Consider the following 20,979-nt stretch of genomic DNA (forward strand, 5'->3'; position numbering starts at 1 on the left):
GGGGTGGAATGACATAAGTCGGTGTAACGCAGCATGCGGGCGGGCAGGGTTAGCAAGCCGCCACAAATATTGGTGCGGCGGGCGTCTCATGCGCTGCGATCAGGACCTGCCAAGATCGCATATCATGATCGCGCCACGCGGCATCTGCGCATGCTGCTGCGGCGCATCGACCATCGGAAAACTCGTCATCGAACTGATCCAGAGCAATCGACTCGAAGTGCTGGCCGCACAACTTGCGCAGGCGCTAATGCAGGCAACCGACGATGCGCCGTTGCAGCCGGTGATCGTGCTGGTGCCGCATCCCGGCATGGCGCGCTGGCTGCGCCGCTGGCTGGCCGAACACATCGGCATTTGCGCCAATATCGATTTTGTCCTGCCTGCGGTATTCGCATGGCGTGTGCTCGCGGCGCGACTCTCACCTGCGCCGCGTGAATCGGTGTATGCGCGTGAGGTGCTGGTCTGGCGCATCGTGCAACTGTTGCCGACGTTGCTCGATCGCGCCGAGTTTGCACCGCTGCAACGCTATCTCGCCGGCGACAATAATTCGACGCGGCTTTATCCGCTCGCGGCACGCCTTGCCGATACTTACGACAAATATCTTGTGTATCGCGGCGACTGGTTGCTGGCTTGGGAAAAAGGCCGATTGCTCGATCTCGGCGAGGACGAAATCTGGCAGCAGAAACTGTGGATCGCACTAGTACAACAAGTTAGCGAGCCGCATCGCGCGGCGTTGTTTCAGCGCCTGTTACAGCAGCCTGCAAGCTTGCAGCTTGATTCTGATTTTGTCCTGCCGACCGTGATTCACGGTTTCGGCCTGAGCCAACTTGCACCCGTGCATCTGGATGTGTTGCGCTGGTTGTCCGCGGCGCGCGATGTGCGTTTGTACCAGCTCAACTACAGCCTGCATTATTGGGGCGATCTCACCGCTGAGCGCGATCTGGCACGTTATCGCGCGCGCTGGATGCAACTCGGTTTGCCGGATCGCAGCGCCTATCACGATGTCGGCCATCCATTGCTGGCATCGTGGGGCAAACCTGGTCGGGATTTTCTGCAACGATTGCACAACGACGAAACGCTGCAGGAAACCGATGCCTTCGAGTTGATGCCCGGCGATAGTTTGCTGACACGATTGCAGCGCAGTTTGTTATTGCTTGAGCCGGAGCAATGCACGCCATTGCCGAACGCTACCGATCGCAGTTTACAGATTCACGCGTGTGCAAATCGGCTGCGCGAAGTCGAAGCTTTGCACGATGTTTTGCTTGATGCGTTTAGTGAAAATCTGAGCCTGATGCCGCGCGATGTGGTCGTGATGGTGCCACGCATCGATGACTACGCAAGTGCGATCTCCGCGGTGTTTGTATCGCAGCCGGCGTCGCGCCAGATTCCGTTTCGTATCGCCGATCGCGCATTGCTTGCTGAGCACGTGGTGCTGCAGGGATTTCGCGCGTTGCTGGATTTGCCGCAGTGGCGTTTCAGCGCGAGCGAAGTTCTCGGGTTCCTGAGTCAGACGCCGGTGATGCGTTGTTTCGATATCAGCGAGCAGGAAAAAGTGAGCCTCGCACAATGGATCGAAGCTGCCGGTATCCGCTGGGGTCTGGACGCATCGTTTCGCGCCGATCTGGGTGTCGGCGATTTTAGTGAACACACCTGGCGCGAAGGGCTGGATCGCCTGCTCGCGGGTTACGCACTGGGTGACGATATCGACGTCTGGCGCGGCGTCGCGCCGATTGCCGATATCGAAGGCCAGTACGTGCAGGCGCTCGGCAAGCTCGCGACGTTGTTGCAAAGTTTGCAGCAGTTGCGCGAGCGCCTGACACATCCGCAAACGATGGCGCAATGGCAACAATTATTGTTGGCCGCACTCGATGATTTTTTCCTGCCCGCGACGGACGATAGTGAAGCCGTTGAGGCATTGACCGGATTGCGCGCCGCGCTTGGTGCGCTCGCGACGAACGCCGAACGCGCGTTGCTCGATCAGCCGATTGCATTTGCGGCCATGCGCGAGGCGCTCGATGAACAACTTGCCGAGCCTGGCTCGTTCAGCCGTTTTCCGGGCGATGGCGTGACCTTCTGCACGCTCGTACCGCTGCGTGCGGTGCCATTCCGTGTAGTTGCGTTGCTTGGCATGAATGATGGCGAATTTCCGCGCATCGCGACGCCGAACAGTTTTGATCTGATGCGCCAACATGTGCGTCTCGGTGATCGCAATACCCGCGACGACGATCGTTATCTTTTTCTCGAAGCCTTGCTCGCCGCGCGCGATCGTGTGCATCTGAGTTATATCGACCGCCGTGCCGAAGATGGGCAGCCGCGTCCGCCGTCGGCGTTGATCGACGAGTTGCTGGAATTTTTTAGGGGCGTTGTAGAAGCCGATGCCAGCGAAGATCGCATGCAAAAAGTGCATGCGGCCTTGTTGCGCCGACATCCTTTGCATCCGTTTGCGCGCGAGTATTTTTCCGCAGCCAATGTCTTGCAGAGTTTTGCCGACGAATGGTTGCCTGCGGCGCGCAGTGAACCGATAGCGGCGCCCATGCCGCGGTTTGCCGATAATCGGTCATCGTATGCTGAAGCAGATGCGCCGGTTGCGATCACACTCGCCGATCTGCAGCGCTTTTTTTCGCATCCGGCGCGCGTGCAATTGCACGATCGTCTTGGCATCGATCTTTACGACGATAGCGCGGAAATCCAGGACGATGAAACGTTTGTGCTGGACGGTCTGGGCGGCTACAACGCACGGGTCGCGATGCTGGAGCTCTCGCTAAAGCACGGATCGTTACCCGAAACTTTGCCAGATAGTTTACGTCTCGCCGGCCTCTTTCCCGCCGGGCCAACGGCAGGAAGTGTTTATGCCGCGCATCGCGAGTCGCTCAACGATCTTGCCAAAGAGCTGCGCCATTTCTCACTAAATTCCGATCCGGATGCGCAGAAAACCGCTGTGCTGGACATCGCTGGTTTCACGCTCGATATGACCTGGAATTCTGCGCACGGCGCGGGTCTGTTGAACCATCGCGTCGGCGGCTTGCGCGCGCGCGATCACCTGTCGGCGTGGTTGATGCATCTCGTATTGAGTGCGGTGAATGCCTACGCCGTTGATGCAAAACCGGTTTATTTCGGTATCAAAAAAGCGCGCATTGAAGCCGCGACATTCGCGCGATTGTCGGTGCCGGAAGCGATAGAAATATTGCGCGTGCTGATCGATATTTATCGGCGCAGTTTTGCCGAGCTGCTGCCGTTGTTTCCGGAATCGCAATATGCGTTTGCCGTCGCGCAGCGCAAGGCCAAGGATGCGCATGCCGCGGCAATCGAAAGCTGGTACGGCAACGAACATCAACGCGGCGAATATCTCGATGCGCATGTTGCATTGCTTGCGCGCGGACGCGAACCGCTGATTGACGCGGAATTCGAAACACTGGCGCAAACGATCTTCATGCCGCTACTCGATTGCAGCACTGCGAGTGACGAGACATGAACGTTCAGCCGCTGCAATTGCTGACTGCGCCGCTGACCGGCACGACCCTGGTCGAAGCCAGTGCCGGCACCGGAAAAACCTACAGCATCGCGTGGCTTTATCTGCGGCTGCTGCTCGAACGACGTTTGCCAGTGCAGCAGATTCTGGTAGTTACGTTTACCGAAGCGGCGGCGGACGAATTACGTACTCGCATTCGTGCCCGACTGGTGTGGATGCGTACGTGTCTGGCGAACTTGTCGACAGACACGAAGGTTCAATTTGTCGCTGATTCGACCGATCAAAAGTTGCTCGATGGCATCATCGCCAACTGCGCGGCGCTCGATATCAGCCGTGATGAAATTGCCTTGTTGCTCGATCTGGCGGTGCCGGGTTTCGACGAGGCGGCGATTCATACGATCCATGGTTATTGCCGTCGTGTGCTGGCGGAATTTGCGCTGGATGGCGGCGTGCCGTTGCGCCTGAGCGAGCCGGGTAACGAAGTCGCGTTGCGGCTGCGTTTCGTCGAAGATTTCTGGCGACGCGAAATTCATGCCGATGATCCGATCCGCAGCGGCTGGCTGCTGCGTTGTTTCGATCAACCGCAGACATTGGCGCAGGCGATTCGCGATCTTGTTACTCTTCCCGATTACGCGCGTGCGCCACGCGATCCTGCGCATGAATTGCGTTCGCTCGAAAACACGATGCAGCGCGCTTTCGCCTATGCACGCAACCTGTGGTCGGCCGAAGCGCCCGCGCATATCGAAACGCTGTTCGCCGACAAGACGTATGGCATGTCGCGCGCCAAGGCTAGTGGCATGGATGCAGCGACTCTGCAAACCGTTTGCAGTGAACTCGACGACTATTTTTCGCAAGGCCATGCGCTCGTTTTGTTTCCCGAAGCAGGCAATATTTTTCGACCCGAAATGCTCGAAAAAAATCAGAATGCCTCGGCGCGCGAAAAAGGCAAACCGTTGCCGCAGGATGCGTTATTGACTGCGCTCGGCGAGTTGTCGGAATGCGCGGAATCCATACTGCAAATGCATGCGGCAAAGCTGCTGGTGGAAACCAGCGACTATGTGCGCGCCGAGATGAAACGCCACGAGGAAATCAGCGTATCGCTGGGTTTCGATAGTCTGATCGGTCGATTGCACGATGCGCTTTGCGGCGATGATGCCGAGCGCCTCGCGACACGTTTGCGCGATCGTTATCCGGTCGCGTTGGTGGATGAATTCCAGGATACGGATCAGCGCCAATACGCCATCTTCCGTCGTGTTTATGCTGAGCGCGGCGTGCTGCTGATGATCGGCGACGCCAAGCAGGCGATCTACGGGTTTCGCGGCGGCGACATATTTGCCTACGCCGCGGCGCGCGAGGACGCGCAAGCGCAAGTGTTCACGCTCGATACCAATTATCGTTCCGAACCCGCACTGAGCAAGGCGCTCAACCAGTTGTTCCGTGATCCGCGCACGTTTGTGGTCGACTTTATTCCTTGGCGCGACGTGCAGGCCGGTGGTCCGAAACAGGGGCGTTGGCTGCATCCGAGTGCGCCACCGCTGACGTTCTGGCATGCCGAGGTGACCGACGAATTGCGCGATACGCGCAAGAGCAAGATCACCATCGCCACGGTCGGCAGGCTTGAGCAGAAAATCGCCGGCAGCGTGGCGAGCGAAATCGTGCGCCTGTTGCAGGCCGGTGCGAAACAGCAAATTGTGCTCGATCTGCCTGGGGCGGCGATTGCGCAGCGCGGTCTGCGCGCCGGTGATATCGCCGTGCTGGTGGTCAGTCAAAAACAGGCGTTGCTAGTCGAGACTGCATTGCGTTCGCGCGGTGTTGCGGTTTCGCGGCGAGCGCGTGAAAGCGTGTTTGCGAGCGACGAAGCGCATGAGCTGATCTTGCTGTTGCGCGCATTGCTCGAACCGACGCGCGCGCCGAAACTGCGCGCAGCCTTGACGACGCTTTTGTTCGGCCTAGACGCCGGCGCGTTGCAGGCACTCGATGCCAGCGATGAGGGCTGGGAAATCACCTTGCTGCAGTTCGCCGCACTCGCAACGCGCTGGCGCGAACAAGGCGTGCTGAGCCTGATTCTCGAAATATTGCGTGCAGCGGCACCACGCTTGTTGCCGCTGCACGATGGCGAAAGACGCATCGCGAATTACCTGCAACTTGGCGAACTGTTGGATGAAGCGAGCACGAAGTGCGCCGGGCCCGTCGCGCTACTGGCATGGTTGCAACAGCATCGACTGGCGCCGGATACCGAAAACAAGGCGCAATTGTTGCGCCTCGACAGTGATGCGCAAGCGGTGCAGGTTGTCACCATTCATTCCAGCAAGGGACTGGAATATCCGATCGTGTTCGCGCCGTTTTTGTGGAAAGGAAAAAACAAAAAAAATGCGGTGCAGGTTCCAGTGATCAGTCACGATGAAAATTATCGTGTCGTGGCCGATCTCGGTACACCAAAATTGGCGGCGCGCGCACGTCAGCGCGAGCTGGAAAATTACGCCGAATCGATTCGTCTGGCGTACGTGGCATGCACGCGTGCGATCAATCGTTTGTACCTGGTTTGGGGCAACACCGATGCCGGCGCGTATTCGCCGTTGCTGCGCCTGCTCGACCCCGCGACCGCGGACAATCGCCATGCGATCGCAACACCGGACGAGGCCATCATGGCCGATCGATTGGCTCGTTTGCGCGATGATAGTGATGGCGCGATCGATGTCTGTGCCTTACCCGAACTTTCTGCAGAACGCTGGTTTGCGCAAGTCGATTCGATACCGCTGCACGCGCGGCCATTCATACGTTCGTTGTTCGATGCGCGGCGCACTTTGAGTTTCACGCGCCTCGTGCAAGGCATGCATGTGACGCACGCGGCCGATCACGATGCGGTGGTGGAAACATCGGTCGCGCTCGGTGAAGTTTCCGCGTCGGTATCCTCGCTGTTGCGTGGTGCCGAATTCGGCGAATGCCTGCATCAGATTCTCGAACGCATCGACTTCAGCAGCGACGATGTGGTTGCACTACGGCGCATCGTTGCCGAGCAGGTGCAACGCGCAGGATTTGCTGCTGCGAGCGAGGCGCAATTCCTCGCGCTGGTGCGTGCAACGCTCGATGCGGAATTGCTGCCGCGTTTGCGCTTGCGCACATTGTCGCCGCAATCGCGAGTGGCAGAAATGGAGTTTCATTTCCGACTGGCAAGCGGCGCGTCCGCGGTATTGATCGATCTTGCACAACGTTACCCGGAGTACGCTGCCGCGTTGCAGGTATTGGGTTCTGCGGGCGTCGCATTGCAAGGCTTGATGAATGGTTTTATCGATCTCACGCTGGCCCATGAAGGGCGTTTTTACGTGCTCGACTACAAGAGCAACTGGCTCGGCCCGGATGCGCGTGACTATGCGCCGCCGCGACTTGCGCAGGCGATGGAGCAACATCGTTACGATTTGCAGGCGCTGATTTATCAGGTGGCGTTGCATCGCTATCTGCGTCTGCGGCTCGGTGCGCGTTATCGCACCGAGTTGCTGGGCGGCGCGTTATATGTGTTCGTGCGTGGCCTGAACACGGCAAACGCGGGTGCCGGCGTGGTGCATCAACAACCATCGACGGATCTTGTCGAAGCGCTCGATCAGTGGTTCGATGGCGAATGAATATGCAGACGGTACCTGATCACAATGTTCTTGGATCGATCGGTTTGCCGAGTGCGTTCGACTACGCGCTGGCAGATTCGTTGATGCATCGCAGCTCAATGCGCGAGCCGTGGTTACGCGAATTGATCGCGCAACTTTCCGCCGCCGTGCAGCAAGGACACAGCTGCCTTCCGTTGCAGGAGCTATGCGATGCGTTGGACTCTTCATCGCCGAATGATCGTGGCTTTTCCGGCACGACCGCACAGCTGCACGAGCGATTGTGCGCGAGTGGTCTGGTAAGCAATTCCGGTGCCGAGTCGCCGCTGATCTGCGATGGTATAAATCTCTATTTGCGACGTTATTTCGAATACGAACGACGTATCGCCGAAGATCTGCTGCGGCGTGTTTGCGGTAATCCCGTGGCGTTCGAATCGTTGCAGCTGCGCGAACAAATCGAGCGGTTATTTCCGGCCAGCGCGACCACGACGCCAAACTGGCAGCGAGTGGCGGCGGCGCTGGCATTGCGCCAGAACCTCACGGTGATTCTCGGCGGTCCCGGCAGCGGCAAAACCTGGACCGTGTTGCGCCTGCTGGTATTGATCGCACAACAGACTTCGCCGCCGTTGAACGCAGTGCAACGCGAGCTGGAACCACAAGAAAAATTGCTGCGCATCGCGCTCGCCGCGCCCACCGGCAAGGCGGCGCGGCGCGTGAGTGACAGCTTGCAGCGCGATCTCGCCGAGCTGCCGGTGTCGGATGAATTGCGCGCGAGTTTGCCGCGCGAGGCGACTACTTTGCATCGCCTGCTCGGCATGCGTCCGCATAGCAGCACGCCGCGTTACGATCGCAAAAATCCACTGCCGCTGGATGTGCTGGTGCTCGATGAAGCGTCGATGATCGACTTGCCGAGCATGGCGCGTGTGCTCGATGCGTTGCCACGCGATGCGCGGTTGATCCTGCTCGGCGATCCGGATCAACTCGCATCGATCGAGATCGGTAATGTGCTGTCCGAACTGCGCGCGTTCAATGTGCAGAATCGGTATTCGCCGCAAGCTGCAGCTGACATCGCTGCGCTGACCGGAGCTGCCACGGAAATTACGTCGGATGCGACCGCGCGATTCGGCGACGCTATGGTCACGCTCACGCACAGTCACCGTTTCAGCGCGGGCGGCAGTATCGCGCAACTGGTCGAGGCAGTACGCGACGGCGATACGGATCGCGCCTGCGAGATCTTGCGGCATGGCAGTGGCGTCGTCTGGCATGAGCACGAACAGAACGATGCGCTCGCGCAGACACTGCAGATTGCCACGCAAAAATACGCGCCGCTGCAAACTGCCGCGACGCCCGAACAAGCGTTGAATGCGCTGGCGCATTTTCGTGTGCTCGGTGCGTTGCGCGAAGGGCCGTGGGGAACGCGCGCGCTGAATGCTTCGATAGCGCGCGCGCAGCTTGGTCTGAAGGCATGGCAATCGTTGCCGCCGCATTTTCCGTCCGCGCCGCTATTGATCACCGAGAACGACCACGCGCTGCGTTTGTACAATGGAGACAGCGGCGTGTTGCTGATCGATACGCAGCAACGATTGCGCGCGTGGTTTGCCGATACGCAGCATGGTGTGCGCGGATTGTCGGCGAATCAGTTGCCCGCGTTTGAACTCGGTTACGCGATGACTGTGCACAAGGCGCAGGGCTCGGAATACGATACCGTGCTGGTATTGCTGCCACCGCAGCCGCATCCGTTGCTGACGCGCGAGTGGTTGTATACGGCGCTGAGTCGCGCGCGAAAGCAATTGATCGTGATTGGCAGCGAGAGCGTATTGCGCGCGGCGATCGGCAGTCCTGCGCAACGCTGGTCGGGATTAGCCGCGCAGATCACGGGCTTGCTCGGCACTGCAGACAGATCTGCCGTGAGTTCGTCATAATTGGTTTGCTTCGAGCACACGGTTGCTTGATTTTTATTTTGGAGTTTCAATGAGTTTGCAGCCACCTTTTCCCAGCGATGACAATCTGATCTGGATCGATCTGGAGATGACCGGGCTGAATACCGATACCGATTCGATACTCGAAATCGCCACGGTCGTGACCGACAAGAATCTCAACATCATCGCCGAGGGGCCGGAGTTTGCGATCCGCCACGATCTCGCGCGACTCGAAGCGATGGACGACTGGAATCGCAACCAGCACGGCAAATCCGGGTTATGGCAAAGAGTGCTTGATTCGACGATCGATATCGCTACCGCCGAAGCGCTGACGGTGGGGTTTCTCGTGCGTTTTGCTGGTCGTGGCAAGTCGCCGATGTGCGGCAATTCGATCTGCCAGGATCGACGTTTCATGCATCGCTTGATGCCGCGGCTCGAACGGTTTTTCATGTATCGCAATCTCGATGTCTCGACGATCAAGGAATTGGCGTGGCGTTGGGCGCCGGAAATCGGCAAGGGTTTTACCAAGGAATCCAACCATACGGCACTTTCCGATGTGCGCGATTCGATCGACGAATTGCGTTATTACCGTCAGTTCATGGGGCGTATCGCGGGGCTGCCTGAGTCGACGTCGTAAGCAATTCATGCTGAGAAACGAAGCGATTCAATCCGGCCGTTGTGGCTGCTGCTGGAGCGTTTTACGACAGATTTTGCAATGGCCCCGCTCGCGATAGTTTTTGGCAAGTCACGTGCTGTACCCGTACGCAGCGCACAGCGCGGCATGATGTTTGCTTCACTTTCGCGAAAAAGTGGCCCACACTCGATCGCGGATTGCCGAAGTGTTGATCACGTTTTGTAATTAACTACCGAGTTAAGCCAATGCCAATGACTGCCTTCCGGGCCCGACTTCGTGTCGCGCTGATTTTTTGTTGTTGTTTCGGCGCCAGTGCGGCTTCGGCTGCGGCTCCCAAATTTCCTACCAACACATGCCCGGTGCGTCTCAACGGCATCCGGCTTGGTACAGATCTGACCTCTGGCGGCAGTTCGTTGCGCAACACCGTCGTCTACGAACCATCTACGCAGCTCTATCATCTGTGGGTACTCGCCAATAACGATCCCAACTTTCCGGCGACCTCGGCGCTCGGCGCATTCACGCACGCCACTTCGACCGACGGCCAGCATTTCACCAGCGACGGTCTTCTCAGCTACAAGGTCGGCAGCACGCCGTATCAGAATTATGGCGCGACGATCGATCCGCCGCTGGATTTTGTGCGCGTCGCATTTGATACCACGACGACGACCTGGAAATTATTTGCGTGGACCGAAAATGTCGGCGCCACGGTTGGACAATACAACTACAACAGCAGTGTCAACGATCTTGGTAGTGCGGCCGGGAATACCAGCGTGCTGCATCAAGGTCCGTTGCAATCGGTGTTTGCGGGAAATCACGCCGGCACATTTGGCTTGGTCGACGATAAACTTTATTTGCGCGTGGACTCCGGTGGCGGGGCCAATAATTTTGGTGGTGGCGACGGACAATTCGATTACACCGATTCAACGCCGCCGGCAACATCTGCCGAACTCGTCGAGGCGAATCTGTTTGTTGGCACGCCGTATTGCTGGCTCATCTCCAGCAGCTGCGGCACGATCAGCGATCCACGCATTCCGGCCTACGTGCATAACGTCGGTCGCACGTTGCGCCAAGTGGATGGCACTTTGGCAACCTATTATGCATTTCGTCACGCCGACGCATCACGAATCGACAAACAGGTGTGGTTTGTCTCGTCCAACGACAATGGCGCGACCTGGTCATCGCCGGCCGGTGTATTCGCCGCCAATAGCACCTTCACGATCGATCACCAACCCATCGCCGGCGACGGCAATTTCAGCAGTGTCGAATCGGTGCAGGCGCCGAATCATTACCGAATGTATTTCAGCACCAAGGACGCGCTTGAGAATTTCGTGATGGTTTCATCGCTCGGCAGCAGTAGCGATACGCTTTTTGCTGATGGATTTGAAGGTTGTGGCGATTGAGATTGCTGCGCGGCTCGCCAGCTGTTTATCGGGCGCGGAAAATTCCGCAATACCTGTAAATCCGAGTAGTTCGGCGTAGCGACACCCGCGTTATTTCGGCGTTGGCATGATGCGCTGCGGTTCGCCATTGTCGCTGTTGTGGATCAAGGCCTCGATCTTCGCTGCACAGATAAAATCGTTGATCGACAGGCCGCCGACATCGTGTGTATTCCAGCGCACACGGCAGTGGCCGTAGCCGACTTCAAGATCCGGGTGATGATCTTCGCGATGCGCAATCCACGCCAGCGCGTTGACGAAGGCCATGCAGTGATGAAAATCCGCGAAGCGATAATCCTTGCTGATGGCGAGTTGCTCGGCGTCCAGTTTCCAATCCGGCAGCAATTCCAGAAAGGTTTCGCAGGCATTCACCGACAACCGCGCCTCAGCGCCTTTCTGCGGTGTGCAATGCATGCTGAGCAGGTGATTGATGGTCATGGTGGGAGCGAGCATGCTTGATCTTCCTCTGAAAAATACGAGCGCATTGATACAGCTTGGCGCCAATCAGTACCAGTTTGGTCTAGAATCTATCCAGACCGCCACCATATGACGAACATGATCAGTATTTCCGAAACCGCACAACACCATTTCAGCAAACTGCTGATGCAGCAGGGCATCGCCGGCATGGGCATTCGCGTGAAAGTTACCAACGCAGGTCTGCCGACTGCCGATTGTAATCTCGAATTCTGTGAATTGTCCGATCTGCAGGGCGACGAGTGGAGCATCGAGTGCACCGATTTCATCCTTTACGTCGACGCCGCAAGCACCTGCTACCTCGATAACGCATCGATCGATTACCAAAATAATTCCACCGGCGGCCAGCTCACGATCAAGGCACCGAAGATTCGCGGCACACCGCCGGATGCTGAGGCCAGCCTGGTCGAGCGCGTGCGTTATCTGCTGGTCAGCGAAATCAATCCGCAGATCGCCTCACACGGCGGGCGCGTGAGCCTGGTGGAGATTGATGCCGAAGGTGTGGTTTATCTGCAGTTCGGCGGCGGTTGCCAAGGCTGCGGCAACGCGGATGTCACACTCAAGCAAGGCATCGAAAAAACCTTGCGTGAGCGCCTTCCTGAAATCACCGCTGTGCGCGACGCGACGGATCACGCCAAGGGCGTCAATCCGTATTATCAGGGCCGCAATGGCGCTAGCGCCGTGATCTAGATAAAACTCGTTGAGATAAAAAAGGGCCTGAGAAAATCAGGCCCGTGGGCATAACGTTGGCTGCCGCGCGCTATATTCGGCGGCAGCGCGTTTGCTTACTCGCGATGATTCAGATCGTCGAGCTTGCCCGGCAGGTTCGAGAAATATTCGGCCAGTCCGTTCACTTCGTCTTCGCTCAGTGTGGCGGCGAAGCCCTTCATGATCGCGTTGTCGCGTTCGCCCGACTGGTATTCGTGCAATGCCTTGGCGATGTAATCCTTGTATTGGCCGGCCAGACGCGGATATTGCGCATCGGTGGTGGAGTTGCCGTCGGCGCCATGGCAAGCGGCGCAGGTCTTGGCTTTTTCCTCGATTTTCGCTTGCGGCAGATCAGCGGCGAATACCTGCGACGCGAAAGATGCGGCAACAACAAACAGGGGAATGTAGAAAGCGGGCTTCATGCGAAAATCCTTGCGGTTCGAACTGGCGAACTGTTTGAGTTTGGTGGATTGCTTACACGCGCCTTAGTGCGCGGCATCGTTGAGGCTGGCGAGGTAAGCCGACAGATTGCGGATATCGGCATCGGACAGACTTTCACCTTGCGCGCGCATGGTCGGATGGGCGCGTTCGCCTTTTTTGTATTCGGTCAGTGCGTTGACCAGGTAATCGTAATTCTGCCCGGTGATACGCGGCACGTGGTAGTTCGGATAGGCGTTCTTGTATCCGGTCACGCCGTGGCAGCCATGGCAGGTGTAGGCGAGTTCGTGTCCCGCAGCGATATCGCCCTTGGCAGTATCGGCGGCGAACAATGGCATGGACAGCAGCAGGCAGGCGGCTATCGGGGCAAGCGACAAAAATCTCGACATGAGCGGGCTTCCGACATTCTCTAAGGGGCAGGGCAGGATGTTACACAATGCGAAAGTATAGCCGGTAAGCTGCACATGCCACTAGAGCCTGCTTGCCGGACCGTGCGGAATTTCCGCGAAGCGGCGATTCGTGCCGGGTATTGACGTAAAATGCGCGGTCGATGCGGATGTCGGTAGAGCCGGAGTTCGGCACAGCGGCAGAACTACAAGCCAAGGTTGCTGATGGATGACGCAGTGAAAAACCCGACAACGTTGGATACCGATGCCACGCCGCGCGACATCGATATTACCGTGACCATCCCGCTGTTCAACGAGGCGGAGAATGTTCCGATCCTGCACGAGCGTGTGTCCGCAGCAATGCAGCGACTCGGTCGGTCGTGGGAAATGATTCTCGTCAACGACGGCAGCACTGATGGTTCCGCGGCGATTCTCGATCAGATCGCCGCCAATGATCCGCATGTCACGGTGGTGCATTTTCGCGGCAACTACGGCCAGACCGCGGCGTTCATGGCCGGGCTGGATCATGCTCGCGGCAACATCATCGTGCCGATGGATGGCGATCTGCAAAACGATCCCGACGATATCGCGCGCCTGCTCGAAAAACTCGACGAAGGTTTTGATGTGGTATCGGGCTGGCGCAAAAATCGCAAGGACAATGCGATCAAACGCAATCTGCCGAGCCGGATTGCAAACAGCATTATTTCGCGCGTTTCGGGCGTGCATCTGCATGACTACGGTTGTTCGCTCAAGGCCTATCGCCGCGATGTGCTCGATGGCGTGAAGTTGTATGGCGAGATGCATCGTTTTGTGCCGATCTACGCGTCTTGGAACGGCGCGCGCGTGACCGAAATGGAAGTGACTCATCACGCGAGATTGCATGGGCAGTCCAAGTACGGGCTCGAACGCATCGTCAAGGTCGTGCTCGATCTGATGGTGGTGAAATTCCTGTATCGCTACTCGAACAAACCGATCTATTTGTTTGGCGGTTTTGGCTTGCTCAATATTGGCCTCGGGATTCTCGCCGGCATCTGGGCGCTCGGGCTGAAACTGTTCGGCGGTCTCTCGCTAATTCAGACACCGTTGCCGCTGCTCGCGGTGTTCCTGAATGCGACCGGTGTGCTCAGCATCCTGATGGGCCTGCTTGCCGAAATGCTCAATCGCACTTATCACGAATCGCAGGACAAATCGGTGTATCGCATCACTCGGGTGGTGAGTCTGCGTGGTCGGGAAACGGGTAAATAACGATGTGCGGCATTGCCGGATTTTTCGGAGCGGGCGATGTCTCGGTATTGGGACGTATGGCGGCGCGGATTGCGCATCGCGGTCCCGACGATGAAGGTTTGCTGGTCGATGCCGATCGTGCAGTGTTTCTCGGCTTTCGTCGCCTGGCGATTCTCGATATCGAGGGCGGCAAACAACCGATGACCACCGCCGACGGCGCGCTGACCATCGTCTTCAACGGCGAGATCTACAATTTCCGCGAACTGCGCAAGGAGCTCGAAGCGCTCGGCGCACAATTTCGCAGCGATCATTCCGATACCGAAGTGCTGCTACACGGCTGGCGTCATTGGGGCAAGGATTTGCCATCGCGGCTGAATGGGATGTGGGCGTTTGCGCTGTATGACCGCGAGCGCAATCAGGTTTTTTTCTCGCGCGATCGTTTCGGTAAAAAGCCGCTGTTTTTCTGTGCGCTGAAAAATGGTTTTGTATTCGCCTCAGAACTAACCGCGTTGCGCGAGCATCCCGCGGTACCCTCGACCTTGAGCGAAATCGCGCTGCGCAAATATTTTGCTTACGGTTATGTGCCGGCACCGCTGACCTTTCTGCACGGCGTGTCGAAGTTGCCGGGCGGATTTTCGTTGACGTTGGACCTCGCTGATTTTTCGTATCGCACGGAACATTATTGGCAATATCAGCCCGAGCCATTCGAAGATAGTTCCGCCGCTATGGATACGCGCTGGATTGACGAGTTTCGTGAACGACTCGATCTTGCGGTGAGACGTCGCCTGGTTGCCGATGTTCCGGTGGGATGTTTCCTGTCCGGCGGTATCGATTCGTCGATGGTGACTGCGCTTGCGATGCAACACGCCGGACGCGACAAGATCAAGGCATTTTCGATCGGATTCGAAGAGGCCAGTTTCGACGAAACACGTTATGCCAGAATGGTCGCCGAACATGTCGGTGCCGATCATCAAATCGAAACACTCTCAGTGCAGCGCGCGCTGGAAATTCTGCCAGATCTTTGCGCGCGGCTCGATGAACCGGTAGCCGATTCCTCTATCCTGCCGACGTACCTGTTGTGCCAGCATGCGCGCCGGCAGGTCACGGTCGCGCTGGGTGGTGACGGCGCGGATGAGTTGCTCGCCGGTTACGATCCGTTTCGCGCACTGCGTTACGCGCGCTGGTACGAAAAACTCGTGCCGAAACCGCTGCATCGTGCGGTATCGCTCGCGGTAACACGCCTGCCGGTGTCGCATCGCTACATGAGTCTGGATTTTCGCTTGAAACGCACGCTGCGCGGCCTCGATCATCCCGCCAATTTTCGCCTGCCCGTGTGGATGGCACCACTGGCGCCGTCGGAACTCGAACAACTGTTTCGCGCGCCGATCGATCTCGAAGAAATTTACAGCGAAGCGATCGATGCCTGGGAAGGTTGCGCATCTGATGATCCGATCGAGCGCACCATCGCGTTTTATATCCGACTGTATTTGCAGGACGATATCCTCGTGAAAGTCGACCGCGCGAGTATGCTGAATTCGCTCGAAGTGCGTGCACCATTTCTGGATATCGAGCTTGTGGATTTCATGCGGCGCTTGCCGGCGCGCATGAAATTGCGCGGCGGCATCAGCAAATGGATTCTGCGCGAGAGTGCAAAATCGCTGCTGCCGCACGAAGTGCTGACGCGCAGCAAACAAGGTTTTGCCGTGCCGATCGGGCAGTGGTTCAGTGACGGCAAATTGCCCGACTATCCACACTCGCTGAATCCCGGTTTTTCGCAAACAATGCTGGCGCAGCATCGCATGCACAAGGCCGATCATCGTCTGTATTTGTGGGCCGATTGGTTGTTGGGCGCATCACATCTTGGTGCGCAATTGCGATCTGTGACATGACCTATTGGCCAGCGAAAACGCGGCTATTGCAGGGCGGCGAATGAACCTGCGTTTCTGGCTCAAGCTGGTGCTATCAACCTGCCTACTCGGTTGGCTGCTGCAGCGTACGCCGTTGGGCGATGTGACCGCAGATCTCACGCGTGTGGGACTCGGGATTTTTATCGCCGGAGCATTGCTGAGTCTGCAGTGCTGGATCGATGCGGCAATTCGACTGTGGGTGGTCGCACCGGAATTTCCGTTGACCGAAGTCGTGCGCATGAGTTTTATCTCGCAATTCTACGGTACGGTTTTGCCGGGTCAGCTTGCTGGCGATGTCGTGAAAATCTGGCGACTCGGTCGCTTCCAGCGTTTTCCAGGACACGCTGCCGCAGCCACCTTGATCGATCGTGGTATCGCAACCTTTGCGTTGTTTGCGATTGGTGCGTTTGCCGCGTTCGCTCTCGATACGATCCATCGCAGCCTGGGAATCGTGCTGGTTTGCGCTACGTTTGCGATCGCCATCGCGGGCGTGATGTTGTCGCTCGCCAGCGTGCGCGACTTGCTCGTGAGATTGGCAAATATCGGTAGCAGCCGACCATGGCTGGCGCGTCTGTCAGAGCTGCTGCATCGCATCGCGCACGCGCTGCACGATGCGATGCGCCGCCCGGCGCGGTTGATGATCTGTTTCATACTGGCGCTCGTTTTTCATGCGATCTGCATCGGCAACCACATGCTGATCGGCCACGCGCTCGGCATCGATATCGGGCTGTCGGCATGGTGCTTGGTGTATGCCGGTGTTTCCGTGTTGATGCTGCTGCCGATCAGCATTGCCGGCATTGGCTTGCGTGAAGGCGGTTATGTCGGCCTGCTGGCTTTGTTCGGCACCAGTCGCGAAACCGCGCTGGCGCTGTCGTTTACCTTCCTCGGTTATGCCTTACTGGGAGCATTGTTGGGCTACGTTACCGAACTGATGGATTACCGCGACCAATGACGATCAGCGCGCCGCCAGTTTTGCGTATCGAGACGCTGGTAAGCTGTCCGGTCTGCGGCGGAGGTTCGCTGCATCACCTACTGACTTCCTCTGATTTTGAATCCGCCACAGGTGATTATGGCATCGACGAATGCGCCGATTGCGGCATCGCATTCACCAATCCTCGACCGATTGAAGCAGATCTGCCGAAGCTGTACGAGCAACGCGATTCTGCGGATTTTCCGTCCGCGGCGAGTGATGGATTCATAACGCGCTTGCGCGATTTTTCGATCGACCGGTATTTGCGAACACAACTCTCCGACAAGCGACTAGATGGTTTCGCCGAATTGCAAGTGCTCGACTACGGTTGCGGTGACGGTGCGTTATCGCGTGGGGTCGATCGTTACGCAAAGGCGCATGGTCTCGCCGCAAAAATAACTGCGGTCGATTTCCATGCGCTCACTCCCGCGGCGTTGAACAACATGCCACTCTTGCGTTACCTGACCCATACGCAACTGCAAGCCGATGACCAGACCTACGACGTAATTTTTTTGCGGCATGTGCTCGAACATCATCCACATCCGTTGCGACTTTTGCAGCGGTTGGCCGAACTGCTGCGCCCCGATGGAAGGCTTTGTATCGAAGTTCCGAACCGGCGCAGTATCTGGGCCAGTGCGTTCGGCAAGTTCTTTTTCGGCTACTACCTGCCGCGGCATTTGGTGCATTTTGATCGATCGAGTATCGAGAACACATTCGCACGCGCCGGATTCCATGACATCCGCATCGAGTCTGGTCATACGCCGCTCATCGGTGGCTCGTTAGGCAGTCTGATCGGCAGGAAAATCAGCAATACCGGTTTGTTCGGAATGGCAGGCTATCCTCTGCAAGTCGCAGTCGATCTTGTCGTCGGCAGATCGACCACACTTCGAGTCATCGCCACTCGTGCTTGATCTGTCGCTCGGCATTCCCTTGTACAACGCCAGCCGGTTTCTGGACGAACTGTTTGTTTGTTTGCGCGGGTTGAATCCGTCGCCGCGCGAAATCGTTTTCCTCGACGATGCATCCAGCGATGATTCGCTTTCGCGCGCTAGGCAATTCGCCAAAGATTTCTTGCCAAATGTCGCCGTGCGGGTGCTGAGCAACGAACACAATCTCGGCATCGCTGGCAGCTACAATCGACTCGTGAAAGAAACGTCGGGCGAATGGTTGCAGATACTCGACGCCGACGATCTTTTCACCGACACCGATTTTTACCAGCAGATTGCAGCACATTTGCGAGCGGAAAATGATGTTGTCGTAACCGCACTTCGCAGCAACAAACGTTTGCTCGATCGCTGCGCCCGTCTGGTGGCGCCGCTGATACCGCTACAGCCTCCGGCGTGGTTGCCTTTGTTGGGCTCGGTCGCTACACGCGCAGGTGTGTTGTATCGACGCGCTCGGCTGGTGCAACAACCATTTCCAGACCCTGCATATGCGGGTTCCGATGTGATTCATCTGCTTGAATTGCGCGCTGGCGGTCGCTGTGTTTTCCTGCGCGGACCTTCAGTGCGTTATCGAATCCATGGCGCGGCGCAGTCGAGCCAGTTACGTGACTACTCGATATATCGTCAGCAGCTTGTATGCTTTGATCGCAAGACCCAAATCGCGCATGGACTCGATCTGCATCTGCGTCAATTTGGGCAAAGGTTGATACGATGACTTTGCGCAATCTGCGCCTGCAGACGATACGTGACGGATCAAGAAAAACTCTGCTCGCATTGAGCCTGATATGGCTGCTCGTACTGATGCTTTTGCGCTGCTGGCCGCAGCCGGGCGGCATCATTCAGATGCAAATTCTCGCGGAAAAAAATGGTGTCGCGCAATGGTTTTTCGATCGCGGTGACGGCTATTCCGAAGCTGAGTCGGCAACCGCTGGATTGCAGGCCGGTGACAATAAAATTTCCTTCGAATTGCCGCGGGGAACCTACACCAGCCTGCGTTTCGATCCGACCAACAATGATGGGTGGATCGCTGTCAATGCACTGAACTGGGTAGTGAATCCGTCGGTCGATAGCATGGCGCTGGGCAAGGAAAATTTGCAGGCACTCGCTGATATCGTGCGGGTTGAAGCACGGGCGGATGGCGTTTTGATTCAACCGCTCGCCGGCTCGGGCGATCCGCAGATGAACTTGCCGTTGCCGCAGCCGTTGCGTCTGGTTCGTATTCCGGAGTTGTCACAGGATGCGATCACCGCATTTGAATGGGCGTGTGCGGCATTGCTGGCGCTGTTGTTGGTCAAAGTAAAACTGCCAACGCATGCCGTGATCGTGATCGGCATGAGTCTGGCGGCTGGCCTGATCGTGGCGATAGCGATGCTGAGCAGCACCACACAGTCGATGCATCCCGACGAGTATTCGCACATGTCGGCGTTGCACTATTTTGCCGTGCATTGGTGGCCGCCCGCGATCAACGATCCGGCAGTGGTACCTTCGTTATCAATCTATGGCACGTCTTATCTGTCCGAGCTGGACGTGAACTACCCGATTGCTGCACGTGTGATCTCGCCGATCATCACGCTCGCCGGCTCCGAGATGATGGCGGCGAGAATTTTTCAGTGTTCGCTGTGGGCGATATTGTGCGTGCTGGCGTGGCGCAAAAAAAGCTGGGCGATTGCGCTCGCCATCGCTCTCGTCACACCGCAAATCTGGTACGTGTTTTCGTACTTCAATGCCGATGCTTTTCCGTTGTTCCTGACGCTAATCGCCGCGACGCTGGTCGCCGATGGCAGTGGCAGTTTGCAGGCGTATATCCTCGGTCGGCGAGGCATGAGCAGCGCTGTCGTGGTCTTCGCCATCTGTCTTGGTTTGATTCTGATATCGAAGCGCAATTTCCTGCCGCTCGTTCCCGGATTGTTGTTATGGCTCGCCGTGCTGCATCTGGACTTGCGCTGGCGCGAATTGTTGGCGTCACTGTTCGGCTTGGCGCTGCTCGGATTCAGTGTATTCGCACCCGCAATTCCGATGCAGGACGCGTGGTATTCGGATATTTCGTTCGCACTTCTCGGTGCCGCATTTATTGGTTTTGCAGCGATTGTAGTTGTATTGCGTTGTTGGCGAGATGCGCAGCGAAAAGCTGTTTTGGCGCGTTTGCTGCTGGTCATAGGGATCATATTTGCCGTGGTTATTCCGCGGCTCGCGTTGGATATCTGGATGAACGGCACGCCGGCGACAAAAGCGGCAAACATCATGGCCGTCGCCGAAGCCCATGCGGGCGAACAGTTCAAACCTTCGGTGATCGCCCAAGGTAAAGGTTTTGCGATGCTCGGTCTCGCTCACAAAGGTGTGACCCTGCATGAAATAATTTTCGATCCGTATCAGTGGGGGAAAATGAGCCGCATGAGCGCATTCGGCGTGTACGGACATATGAATATTTACGCTGACGAGAATCTTTATTGGTGGCTGATAGGAGCCGCCGTGTTGCTGATCATCATCGGATCGACTGCGCTGGTACGCGCCGATCCCGCGCATGCGACGCGTTTGCTGGCGGTGGTTTTTGGCATCTGCATACTCATCGCAGGCAGCTCGCTGCTGCACAGTTGGGTCGATGACCTGCAGCGGCAGGGGCGTTATCTGCTGCCGATGGCGGGAATGTTGGCACTGTTGCTTGGGCACGGCAGCAACAAATTGCCGCAGCGAACGTTCAACGCAGCGCTGCTATTCGCTGTGGGACTGTCGCTATATTCATTCGCTGCCGTGGCGTTGCCGGCACTTGCGCGATAGGTCTGCGATATCGCGCTTGGCTTGATCTATCGCATGCCAACGCGGCGCCTCGAGCGGCGGTTTTTGTCGGTTAGGGGAATGCGAATTCAGTATGAATTCTTT

15 protein-coding genes are annotated in these 20,979 nt (G+C 57.4%); 12 read left to right on the forward strand and 3 right to left on the reverse strand.

Going from position 1 to position 20,979, the window contains the following annotated elements; genetic code table 11:
* Window positions 1–124 precede the first annotated feature (124 nt).
* The 5 genes from recC to ELE36_RS09480 all read left to right on the forward strand — a co-directional run bounded on the left by recC (window position 125) and on the right by ELE36_RS09480 (window position 11,015).
* Window positions 125–3,469 (forward strand): exodeoxyribonuclease V subunit gamma, encoded by a 3,345-nt coding sequence (gene recC, locus ELE36_RS09460; protein WP_165371548.1) that lies wholly within the window; start codon window positions 125–127, stop codon window positions 3,467–3,469.
* Window positions 3,466–7,086, forward strand: a complete 3,621-nt coding sequence (gene recB / locus ELE36_RS09465; protein ID WP_129832832.1) for an exodeoxyribonuclease V subunit beta — start codon at window positions 3,466–3,468, stop codon at window positions 7,084–7,086. The genes recC and recB overlap by 4 nt, the downstream gene beginning before the upstream one ends.
* A complete protein-coding gene (recD, locus tag ELE36_RS09470) occupies window positions 7,083–8,984 on the forward strand; it encodes an exodeoxyribonuclease V subunit alpha (protein ID WP_129832833.1) in 1,902 nt (633 codons plus the stop codon). The genes recB and recD overlap by 4 nt, the downstream gene beginning before the upstream one ends.
* A 49-nt stretch (window positions 8,985–9,033) precedes the next feature.
* Entirely contained in the window at window positions 9,034–9,618 is a 585-nt protein-coding gene (gene orn, locus ELE36_RS09475) for an oligoribonuclease (protein WP_129832834.1), read from the forward strand.
* 356 nt (window positions 9,619–9,974) lie between these two features.
* Complete coding sequence (locus ELE36_RS09480; RefSeq protein WP_129832835.1) at window positions 9,975–11,015, forward strand: hypothetical protein; 1,041 nt, start codon at window positions 9,975–9,977, stop codon at window positions 11,013–11,015.
* A gap of 90 nt (window positions 11,016–11,105) precedes the next feature.
* Here ELE36_RS09480 and ELE36_RS09485 read toward each other — a convergent pair whose 3' ends face one another.
* Window positions 11,106–11,504, reverse strand: a complete 399-nt coding sequence (locus tag ELE36_RS09485; RefSeq protein WP_242512403.1) for a 4a-hydroxytetrahydrobiopterin dehydratase — start codon at window positions 11,502–11,504, stop codon at window positions 11,106–11,108.
* Window positions 11,505–11,606: 102 nt separating this feature from the next.
* Between ELE36_RS09485 and ELE36_RS09490 the strand changes: the two genes are divergently transcribed.
* Complete coding sequence (locus tag ELE36_RS09490) at window positions 11,607–12,215, forward strand: NfuA family Fe-S biogenesis protein (protein WP_129832836.1); 609 nt, start codon at window positions 11,607–11,609, stop codon at window positions 12,213–12,215.
* A 95-nt stretch (window positions 12,216–12,310) separates the two neighbouring features.
* On the opposite strand, the gene ELE36_RS09495 is transcribed toward ELE36_RS09490, so the two are convergent.
* Together ELE36_RS09495 and ELE36_RS09500 are read right to left on the reverse strand one after the other, a co-directional pair.
* Window positions 12,311–12,655 carry a c-type cytochrome gene (locus ELE36_RS09495; RefSeq protein ID WP_129832837.1) on the reverse strand — a complete coding sequence of 115 codons (345 nt, stop codon included), beginning with the start codon at window positions 12,653–12,655 and terminating at the stop codon, window positions 12,311–12,313.
* Window positions 12,656–12,718: 63 nt separating this feature from the next.
* Window positions 12,719–13,060, reverse strand: coding sequence for a c-type cytochrome (locus ELE36_RS09500; protein WP_129832838.1), 342 nt, complete (start codon window positions 13,058–13,060; stop codon window positions 12,719–12,721).
* A 234-nt stretch (window positions 13,061–13,294) separates the two neighbouring features.
* Here ELE36_RS09500 and ELE36_RS09505 point away from each other — a divergent pair, with 234 nt between their 5' ends.
* The 6 genes from ELE36_RS09505 to ELE36_RS09530 are packed head-to-tail and all read left to right on the forward strand — an operon-like array spanning window position 13,295 to window position 20,877.
* The gene (locus ELE36_RS09505; RefSeq protein ID WP_242512404.1) at window positions 13,295–14,302 is read left to right on the forward strand and encodes a glycosyltransferase family 2 protein; all 1,008 of its coding nucleotides are present in this window, start codon (window positions 13,295–13,297) and stop codon (window positions 14,300–14,302) included.
* A 2-nt stretch (window positions 14,303–14,304) separates the two neighbouring features.
* Complete coding sequence (gene asnB / locus ELE36_RS09510) at window positions 14,305–16,170, forward strand: asparagine synthase (glutamine-hydrolyzing) (protein WP_129832840.1); 1,866 nt, start codon at window positions 14,305–14,307, stop codon at window positions 16,168–16,170.
* Window positions 16,171–16,210: 40 nt separating this feature from the next.
* Complete coding sequence (locus ELE36_RS09515; protein ID WP_129832841.1) at window positions 16,211–17,140, forward strand: lysylphosphatidylglycerol synthase transmembrane domain-containing protein; 930 nt, start codon at window positions 16,211–16,213, stop codon at window positions 17,138–17,140.
* Complete coding sequence (locus ELE36_RS09520; protein WP_129832842.1) at window positions 17,137–18,069, forward strand: class I SAM-dependent methyltransferase; 933 nt, start codon at window positions 17,137–17,139, stop codon at window positions 18,067–18,069. Before ELE36_RS09515 ends, ELE36_RS09520 begins: the two co-directional genes overlap by 4 nt.
* Window positions 18,062–18,817, forward strand: a complete 756-nt coding sequence (locus ELE36_RS09525; protein ID WP_165371549.1) for a glycosyltransferase family 2 protein — start codon at window positions 18,062–18,064, stop codon at window positions 18,815–18,817. Before ELE36_RS09520 ends, ELE36_RS09525 begins: the two co-directional genes overlap by 8 nt.
* The gene (locus ELE36_RS09530) at window positions 18,814–20,877 is read left to right on the forward strand and encodes a hypothetical protein (protein WP_129832844.1); all 2,064 of its coding nucleotides are present in this window, start codon (window positions 18,814–18,816) and stop codon (window positions 20,875–20,877) included. Before ELE36_RS09525 ends, ELE36_RS09530 begins: the two co-directional genes overlap by 4 nt.
* The last annotated feature ends 102 nt before the right edge of the window (window positions 20,878–20,979 follow it).

This window comes from Pseudolysobacter antarcticus (assembly GCF_004168365.1).
Classification (GTDB): Bacteria; Pseudomonadota; Gammaproteobacteria; order Xanthomonadales; family Rhodanobacteraceae; genus Pseudolysobacter; species Pseudolysobacter antarcticus.